The sequence below is a fragment of the Novosphingobium cyanobacteriorum genome (assembly GCF_029436685.1).
GTDB lineage: Bacteria > Pseudomonadota > Alphaproteobacteria > Sphingomonadales > Sphingomonadaceae > Novosphingobium > Novosphingobium cyanobacteriorum.
Window position 1 is genome coordinate 1 of sequence record NZ_JAROCY010000037.1, and the last position, 20,303, is coordinate 20,303.

Annotated in this window: 20 protein-coding genes and 2 pseudogenes; 15 read left to right on the forward strand and 7 right to left on the reverse strand. The window is 63.1% G+C overall.

Annotated elements, in window-relative coordinates; all coding sequences use genetic code 11:
- Positions 1 to 126: 126 nt before the first annotated feature.
- The 3 genes from POM99_RS22525 to POM99_RS21045 are packed head-to-tail and all read left to right on the forward strand — an operon-like array spanning position 127 to position 1,635.
- A complete protein-coding gene (locus POM99_RS22525; RefSeq protein ID WP_369011650.1) occupies positions 127 to 216 on the forward strand; it encodes a helix-turn-helix domain-containing protein in 90 nt (29 codons plus the stop codon).
- The gene (locus POM99_RS21040) at positions 213 to 848 is read left to right on the forward strand and encodes a histidine phosphatase family protein (RefSeq protein WP_277280643.1); all 636 of its coding nucleotides are present in this window, start codon (positions 213 to 215) and stop codon (positions 846 to 848) included. The genes POM99_RS22525 and POM99_RS21040 overlap by 4 nt, the downstream gene beginning before the upstream one ends.
- 40 nt (positions 849 to 888) lie before the next feature.
- The gene (locus POM99_RS21045; RefSeq protein WP_277280644.1) at positions 889 to 1,635 is read left to right on the forward strand and encodes a hypothetical protein; all 747 of its coding nucleotides are present in this window, start codon (positions 889 to 891) and stop codon (positions 1,633 to 1,635) included.
- Positions 1,636 to 1,742: 107 nt separating this feature from the next.
- Here POM99_RS21045 and POM99_RS21050 read toward each other — a convergent pair whose 3' ends face one another.
- Complete coding sequence (locus POM99_RS21050) at positions 1,743 to 2,132, reverse strand: hypothetical protein (protein WP_277280645.1); 390 nt, start codon at positions 2,130 to 2,132, stop codon at positions 1,743 to 1,745.
- Between the two features lie 220 nt (positions 2,133 to 2,352).
- Between POM99_RS21050 and POM99_RS21055 the strand changes: the two genes are divergently transcribed.
- From POM99_RS21055 to POM99_RS21065, 3 genes are read left to right on the forward strand one after another with little or no spacing between them, the layout of a single operon-like run.
- The gene (locus POM99_RS21055; RefSeq protein ID WP_277280646.1) at positions 2,353 to 3,000 is read left to right on the forward strand and encodes a nucleotide-binding protein; all 648 of its coding nucleotides are present in this window, start codon (positions 2,353 to 2,355) and stop codon (positions 2,998 to 3,000) included.
- A gap of 35 nt (positions 3,001 to 3,035) precedes the next feature.
- On the forward strand, positions 3,036 to 3,299 hold the full coding sequence (locus POM99_RS21060; RefSeq protein ID WP_277280647.1) for a ribbon-helix-helix domain-containing protein: 264 nt from the start codon (positions 3,036 to 3,038) through the stop codon (positions 3,297 to 3,299).
- 54 nt (positions 3,300 to 3,353) lie between these two features.
- Positions 3,354 to 4,307: a replication initiator protein A gene (locus POM99_RS21065; protein ID WP_277280648.1), complete on the forward strand. Its 954-nt coding sequence runs from the start codon at positions 3,354 to 3,356 to the stop codon at positions 4,305 to 4,307.
- A gap of 523 nt (positions 4,308 to 4,830) precedes the next feature.
- On the opposite strand, the gene POM99_RS21070 is transcribed toward POM99_RS21065, so the two are convergent.
- The 5 genes from POM99_RS21070 to POM99_RS21090 are packed head-to-tail and all read right to left on the reverse strand — an operon-like array spanning position 4,831 to position 7,927.
- On the reverse strand, positions 4,831 to 6,351 hold the full coding sequence (locus POM99_RS21070) for a type IV secretory system conjugative DNA transfer family protein (protein ID WP_438823045.1): 1,521 nt from the start codon (positions 6,349 to 6,351) through the stop codon (positions 4,831 to 4,833).
- A 26-nt stretch (positions 6,352 to 6,377) separates the two neighbouring features.
- Positions 6,378 to 6,674 (reverse strand): hypothetical protein, encoded by a 297-nt coding sequence (locus POM99_RS21075; protein WP_277280650.1) that lies wholly within the window; start codon positions 6,672 to 6,674, stop codon positions 6,378 to 6,380.
- Entirely contained in the window at positions 6,674 to 7,354 is a 681-nt protein-coding gene (locus POM99_RS21080) for a hypothetical protein (RefSeq protein ID WP_277280651.1), read from the reverse strand. Before POM99_RS21080 ends, POM99_RS21075 begins: the two co-directional genes overlap by 1 nt.
- 11 nt (positions 7,355 to 7,365) lie before the next feature.
- Complete coding sequence (locus POM99_RS21085) at positions 7,366 to 7,584, reverse strand: conjugal transfer protein TraD (RefSeq protein WP_277280652.1); 219 nt, start codon at positions 7,582 to 7,584, stop codon at positions 7,366 to 7,368.
- A 16-nt stretch (positions 7,585 to 7,600) separates the two neighbouring features.
- A complete protein-coding gene (locus POM99_RS21090; RefSeq protein WP_277280653.1) occupies positions 7,601 to 7,927 on the reverse strand; it encodes a conjugal transfer protein TraD in 327 nt (108 codons plus the stop codon).
- Between the two features lie 170 nt (positions 7,928 to 8,097).
- On the opposite strand from POM99_RS21090, the gene traA reads away from it, so the two are divergent.
- From traA to POM99_RS21125, 7 genes are read left to right on the forward strand one after another with little or no spacing between them, the layout of a single operon-like run.
- Positions 8,098 to 11,007, forward strand: a complete 2,910-nt coding sequence (traA, locus tag POM99_RS21095; protein WP_277280654.1) for a Ti-type conjugative transfer relaxase TraA — start codon at positions 8,098 to 8,100, stop codon at positions 11,005 to 11,007.
- Positions 11,008 to 11,019: 12 nt separating this feature from the next.
- Positions 11,020 to 11,718: a DUF6118 family protein gene (locus POM99_RS21100; RefSeq protein WP_277280655.1), complete on the forward strand. Its 699-nt coding sequence runs from the start codon at positions 11,020 to 11,022 to the stop codon at positions 11,716 to 11,718.
- Position 11,719: 1 nt separating this feature from the next.
- Positions 11,720 to 12,163, forward strand: coding sequence for a very short patch repair endonuclease (locus POM99_RS21105; RefSeq protein ID WP_277280656.1), 444 nt, complete (start codon positions 11,720 to 11,722; stop codon positions 12,161 to 12,163).
- Entirely contained in the window at positions 12,129 to 13,316 is a 1,188-nt protein-coding gene (locus tag POM99_RS21110) for a DNA cytosine methyltransferase (RefSeq protein WP_277280657.1), read from the forward strand. Before POM99_RS21105 ends, POM99_RS21110 begins: the two co-directional genes overlap by 35 nt.
- Positions 13,313 to 14,146 carry an Eco29kI family restriction endonuclease gene (locus POM99_RS21115; protein WP_277280658.1) on the forward strand — a complete coding sequence of 278 codons (834 nt, stop codon included), beginning with the start codon at positions 13,313 to 13,315 and terminating at the stop codon, positions 14,144 to 14,146. The genes POM99_RS21110 and POM99_RS21115 overlap by 4 nt, the downstream gene beginning before the upstream one ends.
- Positions 14,147 to 14,189: 43 nt before the next feature.
- A complete protein-coding gene (locus POM99_RS21120) occupies positions 14,190 to 14,843 on the forward strand; it encodes an ATP-binding protein (RefSeq protein WP_277280659.1) in 654 nt (217 codons plus the stop codon).
- 11 nt (positions 14,844 to 14,854) lie between these two features.
- Positions 14,855 to 16,432 (forward strand): DUF4158 domain-containing protein, encoded by a 1,578-nt coding sequence (locus POM99_RS21125; RefSeq protein ID WP_277280660.1) that lies wholly within the window; start codon positions 14,855 to 14,857, stop codon positions 16,430 to 16,432.
- Here the strand turns inward: POM99_RS21125 and POM99_RS21130 are convergent.
- Positions 16,424 to 17,086: pseudogene (locus POM99_RS21130) on the reverse strand (Tn3 family transposase); the annotation flags it as partial. The gene POM99_RS21125 and the pseudogene POM99_RS21130 overlap by 9 nt on opposite strands.
- Before the next feature lie 321 nt (positions 17,087 to 17,407).
- Here POM99_RS21130 and POM99_RS21135 point away from each other — a divergent pair.
- Together POM99_RS21135 and POM99_RS21140 are read left to right on the forward strand one after the other, a co-directional pair.
- Complete coding sequence (locus POM99_RS21135) at positions 17,408 to 18,274, forward strand: recombinase family protein (RefSeq protein WP_006953933.1); 867 nt, start codon at positions 17,408 to 17,410, stop codon at positions 18,272 to 18,274.
- A 793-nt stretch (positions 18,275 to 19,067) separates the two neighbouring features.
- A pseudogene (locus POM99_RS21140) lies at positions 19,068 to 19,895 on the forward strand (AAA family ATPase); the annotation flags it as partial.
- Positions 19,896 to 20,303 lie beyond the last annotated feature (408 nt).

Here is a 20,303-nt window from a genome sequence, read left to right on the forward strand (position 1 = left end):
TACCAGCGCACCGCCCACAGGATCACATCACCCTGGAAATGGCGCCACTTGAAATCCGTCATCGTTCCGTCCGTCCAATCTCCGCCAAGCATGCTCAAGCTTCACGATTTTTGCAACAGAGCCACCGTGACAGCCGTAGCCGAAAGGTACGGCGTGAGCCGCACGACGCTCTACAAGGGCTTGCGGGAGCTGGCGGACAAGGAGGCGGCGGCATGAGGGCCGTATTCATCCGTCACGGCCAGAGCACCGGCAACGCCGGCGTGCCCTGCCATGACCTCGCATCCATCGAGCTTACCGAGTTAGGATGGCGCCAGGCGCGGGAGGTAGCGCGGGCTTGGACAGAGACGCCCACGCTGATCGTGACCTCTCCCTATCTTCGCACCCGTCAGACGGCCGAGGCGACGATCCAGCGCTTTCCGGCCGTCCCGGTGGAGGTGTGGCCGATTGAGGAGTTTACCTATCTCCAGCCCTCCCGGTGGAACGGCACACGCAGCAGCGAGCGAATGCCCCATCTGGAGCGCTACTGGACCGATGCCGATCCCGCCTATTGCGACGGCGAGGGTGCAGAGAGCTTCGGGGCATTGCTTCGCCGTGCCGAAGCGGCGCTTACGCGCCTCGCCACCCTGCCCTCCCCCGGCCTCGCCTATGTGTTCAGCCACGGGCAGTTCATCCAGGCGGTGCGCGCCGTCGTGACGGAATCCAATCTGGACGACCGAGGCAAGATGCTGCGCTTCTGGCGGAAGGGCGAGCCGCCCGCGATCGGCAACGTGGAGTTGGTGCGGTTCGCATGGTCCGGTGCGGAATGGACGCAGACAGAGCGGGGTGACACGGTACGGAGCGGAACGTAGGCTGCCGGCCGGTTCAGGGTACCCATGTAGAGGGCGGGCAGTGTTTCGAAAACTATTCGGCGGCGGCGGCGGCGCGCCTCAATCACCGGCATATGAAGCAGGTCAGCAGCTTTTTGAAGATGGAATGAAGGCAGCCAGCGAATACCGCACCGCCGCTGCGATCGCGCTGTACACGCGGTCTTACGAGACGAACCCGAATCCTGCGCCCCTAATCAATCGTGCAAAGCTATACCGATGGCGGCTTTTATTCGGTGAGGCGATCCGCGATCTCGAAATTGCGATGCGTCTCGATAAGCAGCAGGGCGATCAGTTTGCTATTCCGTTGGGCAATGAGCTGCGCGAATGTAAGTTCCTCGCTCAAAATCTCTTCAATGGTAAAAAGGACCTGTTCGTAACAGACCTGCGGAGCAAGGGCTTTGACCATGTGGCAGGTCGCATCGCGGACTCAATTTTCGAGGGTAACGGTCAGCTTCTCGGATATCATCTCGTCAATGAGGTCGACAACGTAAAGAAGTTCGAGACCCTCTCTGACTTCCCCTCTGTGAAGACACTCGTGACGAACTGGATGCGGGACCAACGCGTGATCGACCAGGCTCTCGCGGACCCGGAGCTTAACGCAGAGTACCGTGAGAAGCGGGTTCTATTTGAGGCGATGGTTTGCGTTTACGACTATCCGGAGATGGCCAAGCTGCGTGACACGATCGTGCGCAAGATATGGTGTCTGTTGAACCCGCCAAGCCAAAGGCAGGCGATATGGGAAGTGAGCCTGCGCGATCCCGTTCGTTGATGAGTTAATGCGTCTGACGGTCGGCCGTGATCTCAGCACCTAACTGGCCGGCGCGCTCCGGATGGCTGCGTTCGTCTAAGCTCGAACTGCAACTCGGACGCGCCCCCCTACTCTCGGTATGATGGATCGATCCAGCGCCAGAGCCCGTAAAGGAAGGCACCGGCTCCAAGGACGTACCCAATGATTGCACGGCCGTAAAAGCGGCCGTGCGGCATGTCAGATCCCCCATTGGTCATCCACCACATCAACATCAGGAGCGCCGCCCCTGCGCTCATGTAGAGAAGGGCGCTTTTTCGTGTCATCGCACGGTAAGCAGCGTCACCTGCAGTAGCCTTGGCCTTGGCGAGTGCCACGATGGCGGGAACCTCGGCTAAATCGACCTCACGACCGAGCATTTCCACCGTAATATCGGACTCTGCCACACCCTGCCGCAAACGATAGATCGCTCGGTTAATCGGCAGCTCGAGCTCGCGTATCCGGTCCTCTGTAAGTGTCACAAAGCCCTCTCACGGTTGAAAGCGACGCCCTTCAAGCTGAGGACCACGCAGCAATCGCCGTGCATCATGGAACTGGCAAGGTGTTTAAGGGCGAGGTCGGCACGGACTATCAGCCGACATACGCCACCGCTCGGCAGTGCGTCTCCCCAACCAATATAACAGTTGTGCCATCCTGTCACTTTGCATAACGTCAGGATATCAAAAATGAAGGTGTGCACACGTGCAGATTATCACCCTTGCAGCTCAAAAGGGCGGCGTCGGAAAGACGACATTGGCGGTGAACCTAGCGGTCGCCGCTCAGGCCGCTGGAATCAGGACGGCGCTGTTTGACCTTGATCCGCAGGAAAGCGCGACGGCGTGGAGCGAACGGCGTGAGGCCGAGCTGCCGCATATCGAGCCGATCAGCGCCCGCCGGCTCGACCAGGCGATAGATGCTGCCGAAGCAAATGGCTTTGCCCTAACCATCATCGACACGCCACCCGCCGCCGGTGCCGAAGCCGCAGCCGCGGCCCAGCGCGCGGACCTCGTAGTGATCCCTTGCCGTCCCTCGCTTATCGACCTGGATGCGATCAAGCGGACTGCTCAACTCATTACCAGCACCGGGCGGACAGGTGTTGTTGTGCTGAACGCCGCTCCCCCAACCGCGTCCACATTGCTGGATGATGCGCGGACGCTCGCCGAAGCGACCGGCCTTCGGGTCGCGCGCACCGTCCTGCGAGAGCGTAGCGCCTATCGTGCGGCTTGGCCCTACGGATTGGGCGTCATCGAGCATGAGCCGAAGGGCAAGGCTGCCCAGGAGATCGCAGCCTTGCAGAAACACCTTCTTGATGATTTGATGAATTGCACACCTGCAAACATGAAGGCTTGAACATGGCGAAGCGGACATCTCTGTTGGCCCCAGCGGTGGCGCCACAAACCCGTCGCGAGGCCGAGGCGGCGAATCCGCCGGTCGCAACTCCGGCATCGCCGACGAGCAGCGCCCGATCGAGCGGGAAGCGGCCAGGCAAATACCATCTGGGTGCCTATTTCGACCCGGCGGACCCCACGGCCGAGGCCTTCCGGGTCTTGGCGGCACGAACGAGGCGCAGCCATCAGGACCTTCTCGCCGAAGCGATCAGCGAGCTGGTCGCCAAGTACGATGCCGACCGGCAATTTGGCCGTGCGTGACAGTGTGCACACCTGCACAATACCAAGTGTGCACAATGGAAGGGTTGATACTGCATGACCAAACGCCCGAACCCTAATCCTGAGTTCGACCTGTTCATCCCGCTCATGGGTGATCTTCCGCTCAAGGATCAGCGGGAGACGATGGAACGGCCGTTTTTCTCGCTTCAGAAGCGCAAGCGGGTAAAGCCGATCGAATATAGCAGTCCGGACGGCGAAACGTGGGTGAAGATCGAGGCAATACCGGCATACGGCATGGCGACGATATGGGACGCCGATATTCTCATATGGGCAGCCTCGACCCTCAATAGGATGCGGGAACAGGGGGTCAACGACCTTCCACGAACGCTTAGAACCACGTCCTATGACCTGCTAAGGGCGATCAAGCGCGACACCAGTGGCCGGGCCTATCAGGAGCTGCAAGCCGCGCTCCAGCGGCTTCAGACGACCTCCATATCGACATCCATCCGCGCGCCGAAGCGGCGAACCAAGGCCGGCTTCAACTGGCTCGACAAGTGGACGCTGGAGGTGGACCCCGATACGGATCAGCCGCGAGGCATGACAGTCACCCTGTCCGATTGGGTCTATGAGGGCATCGTGGGGGAGCGGTCGCTGCTCACCATGCACCAGGACTATTTCCTGCTGACCGGCGGGCTGGAGCGCGCCCTGTACCGCATCGCGCGCAAACATGCCGGCAACCAGAAGGGTGGGTGGACGTGCCGGGTGGAGGTGCTGCGCGACAAGACAGGCAGCGACAGCAAGCCCAAGGAGTTCAATAGGATGCTCCGCAAAGTCGTGGAGGCCGACCAGCTTCCCGATTACACGATGGAGATGGCGGCCACGGCAGACGGCAGCCCTGCCGTGTTGTTCCGCCTACGTGGCGAAGCCGAGGCATTGGCGCTAGCGGCTAGGTTGGAGGCCGAGCAAGAACGGCGAAACCGGGTCGAAGCCGATCGCCGCCGTGCCGCCGAGGTGGACGATCTTATGGACAAGCTCGCTCGCGGGCGCTGACTATCGTGGTTTCACACACCGCAGCGCCACGACGAAACCCAAAGGGGCTCTAGGCTGGCGCTCCGTGCATAGTCACGCAGTCGCTTTCGCAGTCTAGATCGAACTCGAATTATCGTGGTTTCACACACCGCAGCGTCGTGGGATCACACACCCTGCTATCGTGGGATCACACACCGAATCACGTGGGATCACACACCGAGGGTTCCCTGAAGGCCGCAGAAATCGTGGGTTTTTTGGCCCATTTTTCGCCCTTAACCTTCTTAACGATTCCTATTTAACAGAATCTCTTAACCTCACGGATGCCCTGAGCAGCCAGCTCAGACACATGCGGAATTGGCCCTTTGGGCTAATACGCTTTTGTTGCGTGCCGGCTATCGCCGCCACAAAAGCGGCCTGTCGGCCGCAGGCTTCCGGGAGACGCCAAGCGGATAGGGCGGTGTATGCCTATCGGCGTCGGGACAAACGGACAGGACCGGTGAGGCGATACCCCAAGCTCAACGTCGAACCTTGTCGGTGTGTACGATCACGCCGGATCGAATAGACGGCCGAACTCGCGCTGATCGTAATAGCGGATTTTCTTCGCCCAGAGCGGCCGTTCGCCCTGCCGCAGCAGCAGGAGGGTGTCCGCCGGCATCCGCATGATTTCGTCGGGCGTCACCAGCCTCCGCGCCGCGACGTGGCCGCTGACACTGGTGGAATGGTCCGGGCTGTCGAACCAGCTCGTTTTCCGCGAGGTGCTGACGGTCTCATATTCGATGGTAGTGTCGCCGATCGTGCGCGAGAGCATGTCGGCGGTCGCATGATCGTTGACCCCGAACGTCTGGACCACGCCGGCATTGGACAGGAAGGTGCCGGCGCGCTCGCCATAGAGCGCGCGGAGCTGGTGCATGTCCTGGAGGATCGGCCAGAGCTGGAGACCGTAGCCCGCCATCAGCCCCATCGCGCGCTCCACCGGTTCCAGTCGGCCGAGGGCGGCGAACTCATCGAGCAGGAACAGCACAGGGCTTGCCGGACGGGCAGGGGAGCGCGCCATGTCGGTGACGGCCTGCCCGACCAGCAGGCGTAGCCAGCGCGCATAGGTGTCGAGCCGATCGGGCGGCAGGCACAGGAACACCGTGCCCGGCCGTTCCTTCAGGTCCGCGAACCGGAAGTCGGACGCCGAGGTGCTGTCCACCAAGCGCGGGCTGTCCATGAAGTGGGTGTGTCGCTGCGCCGAGGAGAGCACGCCCGCGGCTTCCCGGTTCGACTTGCCGAGCTGGCGGTTGGCGGCGCGCGCGATCAGCCCGCCGGCGCCGGTGCTGGCTTGCATGTCGGCGAGCAGCGCGGCGAAGCCGGCGGGATCGCGGGTGAGCTTGTCGCGTACCGTCGCCAGCGTGACGCGGGCAGGGGGCTCGTGGACGACGGTGTGCAGAATCACGCCGGCGATCAGCGCTTTGGCTTCCTCGTTCCAGTGCGCCTCGCCCGATTGTCCCGGCGCATCATGCACCAGGGCCTCGGCGATCGTCTGTGCATCTTCCGCCAGGTCCGGGCTGGCCGGATCAAGCCACGCCAGAGGGTTGTAGCGGGCCGTGGGGCGTCCCGAGACGCCGAAGGGGTCCAGGCACCACACATCGCCCTTGGCGGCCCTCGCACGGGCTGTGACGCGGGCATTCTCGCCTTTGGGATCGATGCAGACCACCGAGCGGTCTAGCGTCAGCAGGTTGGGGATGATGGTGCCGACGCCCTTGCCGCTCCGGGTCGGCGCCATCGTCAGCAGATGGGCGGGGCCGTCATAGCGCAGCAGCTTGCCGGACTCGATGGAGCGGCCGATCAGGAGGCCTTCGTTTTCCTGAAGCCGGCGCACGTCCGCCCGATCGCCAAAGCTGGCCGAACCGAGCAGCGAGCTGCGCCGGTTCGCGGCGCGGCGGTTGAAGCGCCAGGCCAGGACCAGGATCGCGCCGGCGAGCAGGAATGGAATGTCGGTGGCTATCTCGCCATAGCCGAAGATGCCCTTGAGCCAGTTATGGCTGGCGAACAGCACGACCGCGGCGATGAAGACCGCCAACAGCGGGCTGATCCGCCGACCGGGCATCAGCGGGCCTGCTCCAGTGGCGTGATCGCCAGCCCCGGATCGGCGTCGGGATGATCGTAGAGCTTCAGGATGATTTGCGTGGCGAGGGGAGGGGGCACGGCCTCGTCGCGAAGCATGTCGAACAGCGCGTCATCGTCCGGCTCCATCGCCATGCCCTCGATGGCGAGATTGGCGCGGGAGTCCGCGTCGTCCTCCCGCCACATCGCGGCTTCCGCAGACGTGCCGCGTACATAGTCGAGTGCGCGAACCTCGCGCCGGAGCGTGTCGAGGTCGATCTGCATGGGACTGTCCTTCATCATGGCACGTCGGGCAGGTTCGCCACGCCGTCCGCCATCGACCGAGCGAAGCCGCGCAGGATACCGACGTGGCGGACGAACGCGGCGCGATCGAGGACGATTGGATCGCCCAGCGCCGGCAGTTGCTGTTTGGCGGTGGAGGCAGCGGTGAGGCGGTTTAGGGCTCGTTGATTGAAGACCGGGATGCCATGCGCGCAGAGATTGCGGATCGTCACCGCTTCAACCACACCGCGACGACCGCCCTTGAAGTTGGACCATTTGCGGCCCCCCAGCTTCAGGACGGTCGCGCCCCACGCTTCTACTGGCGTGGCGGTGATCCAATGCTCTGCGGCCTGGTCGATCGGCGCGGCGGCATCGAGGCCCGCGAACGCGGCGCGCGGGATGCCCTTGCCGGTGTGCAACGTCTCGACCAGCTCGCGGCCGAGGTCTTCGACCAGCGCGACGTAGGACGGAAATAGCACACGATAGAGCTGCTGCCCGTCGTTGAGGACGGCGGTAAACTCGCCCAGGTCACATTTGAAGTTGGAGCCGGCCGGATCGGTGATGATCAGCGGCGCATCAGACGCGATCGGGAAGCCGTTCACGTAGGTTCGGTAGGAGGCGAGCGCCATTTCGCAGGCCAGACGGAAGCGCGTCAGGTCGCGCCATCGATCCCACATGCCATAGCGGACCCACGCCATTCCGATTGCCCCTATGCTGTCGTTTCCGCTTCCGCGTCGAAAGCACGCTTGCCGCGTCGCTTCCAGAGTGTGAGTGTGTCGCCGGCATCGTCACCACGCGCACGCCCAACCAGCTCCAGCAGCGCGCCGTAGATAGTGGCGCGATCGTCGTCAGCGAGTTCGACCAGTCCGGCCTTTTGGATAAGGCCACCCAGCTCAATCAGGTGGCGGGTGCGTTCGCGCCGTTGCACGACCCAGCCCCGCGTATCAGTCCGACGCCGCGCCGCTTCCAGACGCAGGATTAGTGCCCGGTTGCGCGCCTGTGCCGTCGCTGTTGCCGCCAGCAGTCCGCCCACCTTTGCGCCCGCGTCGTTGAAAGAAGGCGGCGCCCTTCGCACGCCATGCCTCCTTTGCTTCCGCGTTCTGTAACGCGACGGCATCGAGCAGCACGCCGGCAAGCGTTTCCATGTCGAGTGTATCCGCACCCGTAGCGATGACGAGCTGCCCGAGCTGTTCGACCCGACGCGCTTTCAGGCCACGCGCCTTGTCCTCCAGTGCCTTCAGCTCCGCGTTGTAGTCCCGCACCTTGCGCATGGTGCCTCCATCGTCCGCGTCATGATCGCAGCAGCCTAGCAAACCGACAGGGCAGGACAACCCACATCAGAAGGCAGAACCAAGTCAATCAGGAGATGCAAAGCAGATCGTGAGTGCGCGCTTATACGTCGTTGCCGACGTGCGCTAAGAAGTGCATTATGCTACTTGCGATGGCGATCTATCATTTCAGCGCCAAGGTCATCAGCCGTGCGAACGGCTCCAGCGCCGTCGCATCTGCTGCGTATCGCTCCGCATCCGAGCTGCACGATGCGCGGCTTGGACGTGCCCATGTCTTCTCCAACAAGGCCGGCGTCATCCACTCCGAAGTGCTGTTGCCGAAGGACGCACCGGAGCGCCTGTCTGATCGGACGACGCTGTGGAACGAGGTGGAGGCAGGAGAGAAGCGCAAAGATGCGCAACTGGCGCGTGAGGTGGAGTTCTCGATCCCGCGTGAGATGAGCGAGAAGCAGGGCGTGAAGCTCGCCCGCGATTTCGTGGAAAAGGAGTTCGTGAAGCGCGGGATGGTCGCCGATCTCAACGTGCATTGGGACAAGGCCAAGGATGGCAGCCCGAAGCCGCACGCACATGTCATGCTGGCGATGCGCGAAGTGGGACCAGAAGGGTTCGGCAAGAAGGTTCGCGACTGGAACTCGACCGAGCTGTTGAAGGGCTGGCGCGAGGCATGGGCGGCGCACGTCAATGAGCGCATGGCGGAGCTTGGGCTGGAGGGGCGGATCGACCATCGCTCCTATGCCGATCAGGGCATCGAGCTGGAGCCGCAGCACAAGATCGGGCCGGCGGGAATGCGCCGGCTCGACCGCGGCGAGGACGCCGAGCGGGCCGACGATCACCGGCGCATTGCGCGGGAGAACGGCGAGAAGATCGCGGCCGACCCGCGCATCGCGCTCGACGGCATCACCCGGCAACAGGCGACCTTCACCACCCGCGACCTTGCCGCGTTCGCCTTCCGCCATTCGGACGGCAAGGATCAGTTCGATCAGGTGATGGCGGCAGTGCGGGGCAGTCCCGAGCTGGTGGCATTGGGCAAGGACGGACGCGACCAGGAGCGGTTCACGTCCCGCGAGATGATCGCGACGGAGGCGCGTCTGGAGAAGGCCGGCGACGAGCTGGCGCGACGCGACGGGCATGGCGTGTCCGACCGTCATCGTACCGGTGCACTGGAGGCTGCGGAAGCGCGCGGTCTGGTGCTGTCGGGCGAGCAGCGTGATGCCTTCAACCATATCACCGAGGGCCGCGGGCTGGCGTCGGTTATCGGCTATGCCGGCACCGGCAAGTCCGCCATGCTGGGGGTCGCGCGCGAGGCATGGGAGCGCGAGGGCTATCAGGTGCGCGGCGCCGCCCTGTCTGGGATCGCGGCCGAGAATCTGGAGGGCGGGTCCGGCATCCGGTCCCGTACCATCGCCAGCCTTGAACATGGCTGGGCGCAGGGCCGTGACCAGCTCACCCGCAACGACGTGCTGGTGCTGGACGAGGCGGGCATGATCGGCACCCGTCAGATGGAGCGGGTGCTGTCCCATGCCCGTGACGCCGGCGCCAAGGTGGTGCTGGTGGGCGACCCCGAGCAGTTGCAGGCGATCGAAGCCGGCGCGGCGTTCCGGTCGATCGCCGAACGTCATGGCGCGGCTGAGATCACCGAGGTCCGCCGGCAGCGCGAGGATTGGCAGAAGGACGCGACGCGCGCGCTGGCGACCGGCCGCACGCGCGAGGCGATCCACGCCTATGCCGATCACGGTATGGTCCACGCGGCCGACACGCGCGAGGCTGCGCGCGCCGAGCTGGTGGAGGGCTGGGATCGCCAGCGTCAGGCCGACCCGGACAAGACGCGGATCATCCTCACCCACACCAATGCCCAGGTGCGCGAGCTGAACCAGGAAGCGCGCGAGCGGGTGCGTGCGTCGGGCGGGCTGGGCGAGGACGTGGGCGTCACGGTCGATCGGGGTGCGCGCGACTTCGCGGCCGGCGACCGCATTATGTTCCTGCGCAACGAGCGCTCGCTTGGCGTGAAGAACGGCACGCTGGGCACGCTGGAGCGGATCGACGGCGGGCACATGGCGGTGCGGCTCGACGGGGGCGGACGCGCCGCGTTCGACCTCAAGGACTATGCCGCGGTCGATCACGGCTATGCCGCGACGTTCCACAAGTCGCAGGGCGTGACTGTCGATCGCGCGCATCTTCTCGCCACTCCAGGCATGGACCGGCACAGCGCCTATGTGGGCATGTCGCGGCACCGGGACGGAGTGCAGCTCCACTACGGCCGGGACGACTTCACTGATCAGCGCCAGCTCGCCCGCGTCCTCGCGCGCGACCGCGGCAAGGACATGGCCGGCGACTATGCCGCGCCGTCCGATGAGGACCGGGCGCGCAATTTCGCCGAGCGGCGGGAGATACGCTGGCCCGAGCGGGCGCGGGAAATCGTCCACCAGGTCCGCGACAAGGCCAGGGACATGTTCGCGGGCTTCCGGCCAAAGCCTGTCGCCACGCCCGAGAAGGCAGCGACGCCGGATCGTACCGAAGCGACGATCGGCAAGCCGGACCAAGCCAGGGCGATCGAACGGTATGCGCGGGCGTCAGCCGACATAGGCCGGATGCGCGCGCAGGAGCTGCCGGTGCTGCCGCATCAGCAGAGCGCGTTGCGCCGCGCCGGCGAGGCGCTCGACCAGGCGCGGCCCGATGGCGCGCGCGACCTCGCTTCCGCGTTCCGCCGCGATCCCGGGCTGATCGGGCAGGCGGCCGAGGGCAAGACTGGCGGCGCGGCACGCGCGATGGCCGAGGAGCGCCGGGTACGGCTCGACCCCGACGCGCGCGCCGCCCGGTTCGTGGAGAGCTGGCGGGGACTGGCGCGCGAGCGGGCAGGCGGCGACCAGGCGCGGGCGGAAAAGGCCATCACGCGCATGGGCGCGATGGCCGAGGACCTGCGCCGCGATCCCGAGTTGGCGAAGGCGCTGGAGCGCCGCGCGCCCGAGTTGGAGCTGAAACTGGAGCGCGGCCGGAGCATCGAGAAATCACTGGAGCAGTCGATCGGGATTGGTCTCGAGCGTGACAGGGGCATGAGCCGATAAGGGGAAGACGTAGTGGCGGATGACGAAGGGCCGAGTGAGGCCGCGCAGGCGTTTCAGGAGCTGCGCGCGGAGGTGACGCTGATGCGCCGCGCCGTCGAGCGTTTGACGGCCGAGCGCATGGAAGTGCCCGAACCGCCCGATTATTCCGAGACGCTGGGCGTCATCGCCAACAACATCACCGCGACCGCGCAGCGGGTTGATATGCTGGTGAAAAGCCCGATGCTGGCGATGACGCCGGAGCAGCTGGCGGGACGGATCACCGCGGCGGCAAGCACGGCGCGCCAGGAAGACCGGCAGACGATCGCTACGGCGCGCACCGGCCTGGAGGACGTGACGCGCCAGCTTCACAGCTATGTTGTGTCGGCGCGGCGTGGCGATGAGCAGAACCGCTGGCTGATGTGGAGCGCGATAGGCGGGATCGTGGTTGGCATGATCCTGTGGGCGGTGTTAGCCGGCATTGTCGCGCGGGCCGTGCCCGCGAGCTGGCAATGGCCGGAAAAAATGGCGGCTCGTTCGCTCGACCTGCCGATGTGGGAAGGCGGGCAGCGCCTCATGCGGGCCAGCGCGCCCGAGGCTTTTGCCAACATCGCGGCGGGCGATCGGATCGTCACCGTTAACCGTCAAGCGCTGGAGGCGTGCCAGAAGCGCGCGGATAAGGCGCGAGAGGCGGTACGCTGTACGGTCAAGATCGAGCCCCAGGCGGGGCGTTAGGGTGGCGGACACCCTCACCCCGGCAGGCCGCTCCGAGCGCATGAGCCGCATTCGGGGCAAGAACAGCAAGCCCGAGATGCTGGTGCGCCGCATCGTGCATGGCATGGGCTACCGCTATCGGCTTCACGATAAGCGTCTACCCGGCAGCCCCGATCTTGTGTTTCGCGGCCGGAAGAAAGTCATCTTTGTCCACGGATGTTTCTGGCATCGCCATCCCGATTCGAATTGCAAACTGGCGCGAATGCCAAAATCCCGGCAGGATTTCTGGGGACCGAAGCTGGAGGGTAACCGCGATCGAGACGAGCGCAATCGTGCGATGCTGGACCGAGAGGGCTGGCGGGAGCTGGTTGTCTGGGAATGCGAATGCGGGCAAACGGAACACTTGAAGAACAAAATACGTGGATTTCTCGATGACGACCAAGGAAATGCCCATGCGGGCGATTGAGCTATTCGCCGGCGCTGGCGGCCTGGGCATGGGAATCAGCAAGGCGGGATTCCGTCCCATGCAGGTGGTCGAATGGGATCGCTGGTGCTGCGACACGATTCGAGAGAACCGCAAGGTGAGGGCGGGTGGCATCAGCCATTGGCCGCTGCCGACCGAGGGTGACATTCGAGCCGTCGATTTTCGACAGCACGAAGGCAAGATCGACCTTGTGACGGGTGGACCACCTTGCCAGCCATTCTCCCTTGGCGGGAAGCATCGAGCACATGCTGACGCGCGCGACATGTGGCCGGAAGCCGTCCGGGTTGTGCGCGAGACGCGCCCGCGCGCGTTCGTGTTTGAGAACGTGAAGGGGCTGACCAGGGCCAGTTTCGCCACCTACCTTGCTCATATCGTCCACCAGCTCACCTATCCCGAACTCACGTTGCGGCCGGGCGAGACGTGGATGGAGCACATGGCGCGCCTAGAGCGTCACCACACCGCCAAGGGTGGTTCGGATGAGCTGCGTTACAACGTCGTGTATCGGGTGCTCAACGCAGCCAATCACGGGGTGCCCCAACGGCGTGAGCGTGTCGTGTTCGTCGGCTTCCGCGCGGACCTTGGCATTGAATGGTCCTTCCCGGAGGCAACCCACTCGCTCGAAGCGTTGCTGTGGGAACAGGTACGAACGGGTGACTATTGGGAGCGGCACGAGATCGCCAAGCGCGACAGGGTGCTTGATCCACGCTTCCGCGCCCGCGGCATGGCGCTGTTGGAGAAGCCGGCGGACAAGCCGTGGCTGACCGTGCGGGACGCGATCGGAGACCTTCCTGATCCGGAGCTTCAGCCGGAACTCGCGGCTGCCTGCCTCAACCATCGATTCCAAGGTGGCGCCCGCAGCTATGTGGGCCACACCGGCAGTCCGCTTGATGAACCAGCCAAGACGCTCAAGGCGGGCGTCCACGGTGTCCCCGGGGGCGAGAACATGCTGCGTCGCGCCGATGGCAGCGTGCGCTATTTCAGCGTCCGAGAGAGCGCCCGGCTACAGACCTTCCCAGACAAGTACCGCTTTCATGGCTCATGGACCGAGTCCATGCGGCAGCTCGGCAACGCCGTCCCAGTGAAGCTCGCGCAGGCCGTTGGAGAGAACGTGGCGAGGCATTTGACCGCCGCATGAGCCGTAAACCCACACCCGCGCCGTCGCCGATCGCCGAACTGCGCGCGAATCTCGACCAGCTCATCGAACAGACGACCTCGACCACCCTGTCGGCGCCGCGGAGACGGACGCTTGAGAAGGAAATCCGGGGTGTCATCGAGGAGCTTGGTTCTTTTCTGAACACGCTGGACCCGATCCGGCAGCCTTCGGCGGTGTTCGACCCGAGCAATCCCAAGGTGGTGGGGCGGTTCGTCTCGCTCGCGCTGGTCGCGCAGCAGCGTCACCCGTTGGCCGAGATACCGCGCTTCTATGGCTCCGGCATCTACGCCATCTACTACAACGGCCCATTTCCGCTGTATGCGCCAATCAGCGGAAGCGAGACGCCGATCTACGTCGGCCAGGCCGCGCCCGCGATCAACAATGCCCGTACCCCGCTGGAGCAGGGGCCGCGGCTATGTGGGCGTCTTTCAGACCACCGTAAGAACATCGGTACGGCCATCACCACACTCGACCTCGCCGACTTCCAGTTCCGATCGCTCGTGGTTCAGAGCGGCTGGGAAACGGCCGCCGAGGATTACATGATCCATCTGTTCCGGCCGATTTGGAACAGCGAGACGAGCATCCTCTACGGCTTGGGCAAGCATGGAGATGACGCGACCACTCGGGCCAATAAGCGCTCGCCGTGGGACACGCTCCATCCCGGCCGGAAATGGGCGGAAAAGTCCAAGGAGGATGCCAAGTCGCCGACGACGATCGAGGCGGAGCTAAGCCGGCATTTTGAGGAGCACCCGGTGTTCCCGGACCTTGAGCATGTGCTGACCAGCTTTTTGGACGAACTGCGTCAGGTGTAATCAACAGAACCCAATTGGGGAGATCGAAGGGGCGATCACAACGATGAGCGAAGCACAGGCACTCGCGAACATCGTCACTTGGTCGGAGGATAGTCCTGGCTGGCAGCGTGACGCGCTTCGTCGGTTAGCTACAGGACATAGCCTCGCCGACCATGATGTCGATGAGTTGGTTGCCATCTGCAAGGGCCAGGTAGCGGCCGACCCCGTGTCTGCTGACAACTTCCGTGATCCCGCCCGCATTCAAGGCCAAGTCAATCTCCGCCGTGTCCATGGCGTGAACCACGTTAATGCGCTGGCGCCCGATCAGCGGTTGGTCTTTCAGCCGCATGGCCTAACGATCATCTATGGTGACAATGGATCAGGCAAATCCGGCTATTCGCGTATTCTGAAAAAAGCTTGCCGTGCCAGGACGCCCAATCGCGAAGACATCATCCCCGACATTTACGAGGCTGTTCCCGGCATTCCCACGGCAACGATCGACTATACAATAGGCGGCGCTGAACATTCCTATGTGTGGCGGCTTGGCACTCCAGGCGATGCCGCGCTCACCGCCGTCAGCGTCTTCGACTCTCGTTGCGCCAATATGGCCCAGTCGGCCCCAAGCTGCGATTTTGGCCAAGTCGGAGAACGTTTTGGGAACGTGGCATTCGGTATTGACGATGGAAATCATAGAAGAGGACAGTTCGCTCCATCATAGGGAGTGGGTTGATGGATCGGAGTATTCCGGGCGGGGATTTGATCGGACGATGGAGCCTGAGCTTTGCCGATATTGATTTTGTAAATTCGAAGCCGGCCCTGACGCGCCTTGGCCTCGCCGCGCAGCTGAAATTCTTCGCTTCCCTGGGGTTTTTCGCGATCGATCCCGGCTCAATCCCTACCGATGGCCTCTCGTACCTGGCCGAGCAACTCGGTGTCGAGGCTGGCGAGATAGCCGGTTATGACTTTTCCAGTCGGACAGCACGACGGCATTGTGCGGAGATCCTGATCCATCTTGGATATCACCGCATGAAGCGGGTGGATCGCGCGCAATTGACGGAATGGATTGCTGGCGAGCTGTGCCCGGGCGGCCAGTCGATCAATGCCATGCTTGAGCATGTTTTCCTGTGGTGCCGGGACCGGCGTATTTATGGGCCGTCGCGCAAGGAGCTTGAACGTGTCGTTCGCTCACAACGGCAAGATTATCTGGACACCTGGCTGATCGGAGCCAGTGATCGGCTTTCGTCAGATGCGGTGGCGTTATTGGAAGCCTCGCTTGCCGATCCGGACAGCTCGACCGGATTCAACAGGATGAAGGGTGACGCCGGACAGGCAACGCTCGACAACATTCTCGACGTGACCGAGAAACTCGCCTTTATCCAGAGACTTGATCTTCCCCATGATCTCCTGACGGCTACGGGCAAGCCATGGGTCGATCAGATTGTTCGCCGCGTTGCCGGTGAAAAGGCCTCGGAGATGCGCCGGCATGCGCCGGCGCGACAGCTCGGCCTTTATGCGATTTATCTAATGTCGCGGGAGGCGCAACTCACTGACGCGATGATCGACCTGCTGATCGAAACCGTTCACAAGATCGGAACGCGCTCGAAACGCAAGGTGGTGGGCGATATCGCGAAAGACATCGAGCGGGTCTATGGAAAGGAGCGCCTGCTGGTCGAGATCGCCAGCGCCTCGATCAATGAACCATCGGGGCGCATCTGCGATGTCATTTTCCCGATCGCCGGTAAGGCCAAGCTGGCGGCGATCGTCAAGGAGAGCCATGCGAAGGGCGCTCTGGACCGGCGCATCTACAAGGTGATGCGTGGTTCCTGGGCCAATCATTACCGGCGCATGCTGCCAAGCCTGCTTTCCGTACTTGAGTTCCGGTCGAACAACGCGGTGTGGCGGCCGGTCCTGGCGGCCCTCGACTGGATCAGGAGCAAGGTGGATGGCGGATGCCGCTTCGTGCCATTGCAGGATGTTCCGATCGATGAGGTGATTCCAGCGCGATGGCGCAGTTCCGTCATTGATGACGATGGGCGGGTAAACCGGATCAGCTATGAGCTTTGCGTCCTGACGCAACTGCGCGACCGCATCCGCTCCAAAGAAATCTGGGTGGTCGGGGCGGATCGCTATCGCAATCCCGATGACGATCTTCCCAAGGACTTCGAGATCAGGCGAGATGCGTACTATTCCGGCCTCAGCCTGACGCCAGATGCGCAGGCGTTTTGCGCCTCGATCCGGGAGGAGCTTGAACGGGAACTGTTGCTCCTCAAGGGGGCGTTTGCGGGAGGGGGCGGAATCCTACGCTAAGGATTTGGGCCAGCGATATTCCCCGGTTAGATTGATGTGTTCCCATCCCAACGGCGAGACGTGGGCGAGTAGATCAGGCGCGATATGGGTACCGCTGGCGGCCCGGGTATTGACGACCTCGCCGAGCTTCATGGTGTTCCAGAATATGATGATGGCGGCGAGCAGGTTCATTCCGGCGATGCGATAGTGCTGGCCTTCGCCGGATCGATCCCGGATTTCACCTCGGCGGTGGAAGCTGATGGCGCGCTTTAGGGCGTGGTGGGCCTCACCCTTGTTGAGGCCGATCTGAGCCTGGCGCTGGAGGCCGGCATCAAGAATCCAGTCGATCATGAACAGGGTTCGCTCGATGCGGCCCACCTCTCGCAATGCGAGGGCCAGCTCATTCTGGCGCGGGTAAGAGGCGAGCTTGCGAAGAATCTGGCTGGGGGCGACGATCCCCGCTGCGATCGTCGCCATGATGCGCAGGATGTCGGGCCAGTTGCGCTCGATGAGCGGTTCATTGATCTTACCTCCGACCAGCGCTCGCACATTGGCCGGCGTCGCGTTGGGCGTGAAGGCATAGAGTCTTTTCTGAGGGAGAGGGCATCGCGTGGAAGGTACGCCAGACAACGCTAAGCGAGAACATTTCAAGAACCGTATGATGGCCGTTACCGCCGGAGGTCGCTAAGCCCCAGTTCTTCCCACATCCATGTAAAGTCATAGGTGCCCATCGGATCGGCGGTGCCCGATTTTGCCGCGCCATTTTCGATATATTTGAGCCAGTCGGCTACCTTTATGGCCGCTTCGACCTCGACCTGAACGACCGGATTGATTTTGGACGGCTTGCAGCGTGAGGCGGCTGATCGGCCTATAACATTTGGGTACACCCCAGAGTGATAGGGCCGAGTGACACCATTCGTCTGTCACAAAAGGGTGGGTTTGCGCTCAATGTGACGATACACTGCAAGAGCCACCCTAATGTGACGGATTTTGCACTTGGCTCGTATCGGATATGCCCGCGTCAGCACCACGGACCAGGATCTGGATATCCAGATTGGCCGCCTCAAGAATGCAGGTTGCGAAATTATCCGTTCCGAGACCGGATCGGGGGCCTCGCGGAGCGGGCGCACGGAACTGGAAACGATCATGCAGTTTATGCACACCGGCGACGAGCTGGTCGTGCTGCGGCTCGACCGGCTCGGCCGCTCCACGCGCGATGTCCTGAACCTGGTGCATGAGCTTGATGAAAAGGGAGCTTCGCTGCGCATCCTTGAGCCAGAGGTGACGACGGCGGGCGACATGGGGCGAATGGTCATCACCATACTCGGCATGGTCGCCGATATGGAGCTGAAGTTCATCAAGGATCGTCAGCGCGCCGGGATCGAAGCGGCGCGCGCCGAAGGCGTTTACAAAGGCCGGAAGAAGAACGTCGATGACGATGAAATCCGCCGTCGCCTTGCCGCCGGCGCCAGCAAGGCCCGCGTTGCCCGCGACCTGAAGGTCTCACGAATGACCGTCTATCGGGCGCTCGACATTATTCCGTCACAGACCAAACTGCCGGAAAAGCCGCCCACTGCCAGCATCGCCCTGCATCTGATTATCGAGAACTTCAACAAGCGTGGAAGAGGTAGAAAACCCGCTCGGGAGCGGATTGAGGCGATGCTGGAACGCGACTACGCCATGGTAAAAAACGGCAATTGTGATTACAAACTGACCGTCGCCTATGACCCCGATCCGGATGGCATTTCCCTTGATGAGGAAATCCAAAGCCTCCTCTCCGAGATGTTCAACATCGCAGAGAGCTACAATTGCTCCATGGAAGCCGATATCTACGAGGTCGGTGGTCAGCAACGGTCCTGGTAGAATCAATCAAGCGTTCAGTGTTCGTTCTTCAACCTGGCCAAAATCGCAGCTTCGGGCCGACTGGGCCAATATCCACGTCGAGGAAACGAATGACCTCGCCTATACACCCTTCCCGCTGAAGCTGCTGGCCTCGCTCGCGCAGCTCTGCAAGTCGGTGAAGGACAAGCTCGCTGGCGAGATCTCAACGATCAAGGCTCGTACGCCGCAAGCTATCTCGGCGCCGACATGCAGCCCGACAAGTGAGGTAGGCCGTCTCCTCGCCAGCTTGGCCGCAGGTACTGATCCCGCCACGGTGGAAGCCCTAGCGACCTTGAACCAGGGCGAGTTGGATCGCCTCGCCCAGATTACCGCTGATCTCGCAGGTGATCCCGCGCGTGCCGCACGCCAACTCGCCGGGTTGAGGACAAAGGTCGGTAACCAGGTCGCATCATTAGACCGCCTGTTCAGCGCCCTCGCTCCGGGAAATGCTGAAAGGCTGCGTCAGCTTGCCACAGCTAGGGACGCGGCTCGGGAGGCGGCCATAGCGGCATCAGGAGCCCTGTTTCGGGACGAGCCCTTGCCGGCGATCGGCGGCGACGCATGGCGTGCGCTATGGGAAAGCGCACGGACCTATTCCGAGCAGGAAGCATACCCAGCCCAGCCGTTTCCGGCGATCGAGCCGGGTGACGTGTGCGTTCTGTGCCAGCAGGAACTCGCGCCGAAAGCGGCAGATCGCCTCGGTCGCTTTGAGGCATTCGTCCGTGACGATAGCCAGCAACGTGCCGAGGCAACGCGCGTCGCGCATGAGGATGCCATGGCGACGTTCCGCAGCAGCGGGCTGAGTGGTTCGGATGCGCGCGCCATTGTCGCGACCATACGTGACGAGCTGCGCCAGGATGCTGTAGCGAACGATCTACGCCGAAACTTGGTGGAGGCTCGCTGGCGTCACCGTTGGATCGCTCGCCGCCACGCCAATCCGGCACTGGTGCTTGAGGCCCCCGTCCTCGCCTATGACCGCCAAGCCATCATCAATCTCGCGGCGGAAGTTGAGGCCCGGTCCGCCGCGCTCATCGCCGAAGCAGGCTCGCCGGCCCGTGCCGCTTTGATCGCCGAGAAAGCGGAGCTTACCGATCGCCAGTGGCTGGCCGGCGTTAAGGACGACGTGCTTGCGGAGATCGCACGTCGCGGTGAGATCGCGCAGTTGGAGGTAGCGCAGCGCGCGACCACGACCAATCGTATAACGGGCAAGAGCACCGAGATCGCGCAGGCGCTCGTCACAGACGCACTCCGCGCGCAATTTGCGGTAGAGGTCGCGAGTTTTGGGATAGCGAACCTAGCCGTCGAGTTGCGCCAGCAGAACAGCGCACAAGGCATTCCCCGCTTCAAGGTGGCGCTGGTCAGGCAGCCCAGGGCCGCTGTGGGTGAGGTCTTGAGCGAAGGGGAGCATCGCTGTGTTGCTCTAGCGGCGTTCATGGCCGAGCTGGCGACCGCCGGCAATCAGTCCGGGATTGTCTTCGATGATCCGGTGTCATCGCTCGACCATATGCATCGAGAGGCTGTGGCGAAGCGTCTCATCGAGGAAGCGTCGCGCCGGCAGGTGATCGTGTTAACCCATGACCTCGCTTTCCTGTTCGAGTTGGAGCGAGCCGCCCAAGAGGCGCAGCCACGTCCGCAAGTGTCGATGGGATCAGTATCGCGGGGAGCGGACAAGGCTGGATTTTGCCGCAACGAGCCTCCTTTCAAAGCGCGCCGCGCCGTCGAAATCATGGGCGCCCTTACCCGCCAGCTCGCAAACGAACGGCGTCATTTCGAGCAAGGTGACGAGGATAATTGGCGCGTCACCGTCAAATCGATCGCCGGTGTTCTGCGCGATACGTGGGAGACAGCCGTTGAGGAAACGGTGGGGCATGTCTTGCGCCGCCTATCCGGCTCTGTTGCAAAAATCGTGAAGCTTGAGCATGCTTGGCGGAGATTGGACGGACGGAACGATGACGGATTTCAAGTGGCGCCATTTCCAGGGTGATGTGATCCTGTGGGCGGTGCGCTGGTA

Coding starts and splice junctions, on each gene's coding strand:
- POM99_RS21040 (WP_277280643.1), top strand. CDS start 213: ATGAGGGCCGTATTCATCCGTCACGGCCAGAGCACCGGCAACGCCGGC.
- POM99_RS21065 (WP_277280648.1), top strand. CDS start 3,354: ATGACCAAACGCCCGAACCCTAATCCTGAGTTCGACCTGTTCATCCCG.
- POM99_RS21075 (WP_277280650.1), bottom strand. CDS start 6,674: ATGAAGGACAGTCCCATGCAGATCGACCTCGACACGCTCCGGCGCGAG.
- POM99_RS21080 (WP_277280651.1), bottom strand. CDS start 7,354: ATGGCGTGGGTCCGCTATGGCATGTGGGATCGATGGCGCGACCTGACG.
- POM99_RS21090 (WP_277280653.1), bottom strand. CDS start 7,927: ATGCGCAAGGTGCGGGACTACAACGCGGAGCTGAAGGCACTGGAGGAC.
- traA (WP_277280654.1), top strand. CDS start 8,098: ATGGCGATCTATCATTTCAGCGCCAAGGTCATCAGCCGTGCGAACGGC.
- POM99_RS21110 (WP_277280657.1), top strand. CDS start 12,129: ATGACGACCAAGGAAATGCCCATGCGGGCGATTGAGCTATTCGCCGGC.
- POM99_RS21115 (WP_277280658.1), top strand. CDS start 13,313: ATGAGCCGTAAACCCACACCCGCGCCGTCGCCGATCGCCGAACTGCGC.
- POM99_RS21120 (WP_277280659.1), top strand. CDS start 14,190: ATGAGCGAAGCACAGGCACTCGCGAACATCGTCACTTGGTCGGAGGAT.
- POM99_RS21125 (WP_277280660.1), top strand. CDS start 14,855: ATGGATCGGAGTATTCCGGGCGGGGATTTGATCGGACGATGGAGCCTG.